The organism is Ruegeria sp. BB6, assembly GCF_056539385.1.
In genome coordinates, this window is record NZ_JBQFUW010000021.1 from 1 (window position 1) to 1,353 (window position 1,353).

1 protein-coding gene is annotated in these 1,353 nt (G+C 47.6%); it reads left to right on the plus strand.

Translation table 11 applies throughout. The features are described from left to right. Positions 1 to 340: 340 nt before the first annotated feature. Positions 341 to 907, plus strand: coding sequence for a transglutaminase-like cysteine peptidase (locus tag ACR0B7_RS20970; protein ID WP_170486574.1), 567 nt, complete (start codon positions 341 to 343; stop codon positions 905 to 907). The last annotated feature ends 446 nt before the right edge of the window (positions 908 to 1,353 follow it).

Sequence of the window (1,353 nt, forward strand, 5' to 3'; positions counted from 1 at the left end):
TGCGGACTTTGCTGCCATTCAGTCGAACTACACTAGGTTATGCAAACTGCCCACAAGCGGCCAATTGCCAACCCTTCCGATGCCGCAGTGCGTGAACTTAGACGGGAGAGCATTAATCCATCAGGTGGGCAGGTTAAGCAGCCGTTCATTTCAGGCGATGCAACTGTGCCCAGCTATCTTGGCGGTTTCCTTCAGATAGGTTCTGTGGTGCAGTCTGCTTTTGTCTTGGGATTCGATCACCAAACGCTTTCAAGATCGAAGTTTCCGATGATCAAGATTTGATTTTGCGCTTTCGCCGGACATAATCTGGTTTGGATATTTTGAGGAAGAATCGTCAAAAATGACTATGCGGTTAGATTTTTTGGCTGGTCTTTGTGGTGTTCTTTGTACCCTTTCGACTGCATCTATTGCGGACACAATCATGCACTTGGGTCGAGAATGGCCGGCGCCAAAAGGGTTTGAAAGTGTTTGCTCGAGTTATCCGCCAATTTGTCAAAAATCACCGAACCCTCATCAGATTACCGATGCTGAATGGAAGAAGATAAAAAAAGTAAATCAAAGCATTAACCAAAAAACTCCGGAGGTGTCTGACAAGAGCCAGTATCACGTTCTTGAAAAGTGGGCACTGCCCTCGCACTTAGGCGGAGATTGCGAAGACATCGCGATGCTCAAGAAGGTAGAACTTCAGAAATTGGGCATCTCTCCGGATCACTTACTTCTCGCTACCGTGTTGGATCTTCACCGCGAAGGGCATGCGGTACTAGTCGTTAGGACATCCAAAGGAGATTATGTGTTGGACAACCTGACCAACCGGGTGCTTTCTTGGAACAAAACCCACTACGCATTTATCGAGGCACAAGACCCCAACGAACCAGCGCGATGGGATATTGTCCTGCAGGATCGATGACCCTTAGTCTGGGTAACCGCAATGTTATCGGCTCAAAGCACTCGTATTTAATATCAGACTTCAGTGAGAAAACTGAAAAGAAAGACATGATCCGTGTTCTTCCAGCCAGCACCATATTCGTTGGCCCTTTACGTCAATTTTTGCAATTGCTTTGATCTGATCCGAGCGGGTCAAGAAGGGGCCGGAAACTTCCACATAGAGTTAGTTTCGAGGCGCAAACATCCGATTTTCGGTACCATCTCTGTGGGAGAAGAGTTTAACTTGAGAACTGGCCGCATGTGGGGGTTTTAGCCGAAATCTGGCATGGGTGCTGAGTGACTTGGGAGCCGGTATAAGCAATGAAGGGAAGGCCCCAGTACCTTCTCCTGTTCAAAATAATCAAATAGAGAAAGAGGCTTCGGAATACATAGAGAACGTATGGCTCTCGAGGCCGATCGGACGTTCCA

Bases quoted from the DNA above. Each gene is read 5' to 3' on its own strand.
- ACR0B7_RS20970 (WP_170486574.1), top strand. From the start codon at position 341: ATGACTATGCGGTTAGATTTTTTGGCTGGTCTTTGTGGTGTTCTTTGT.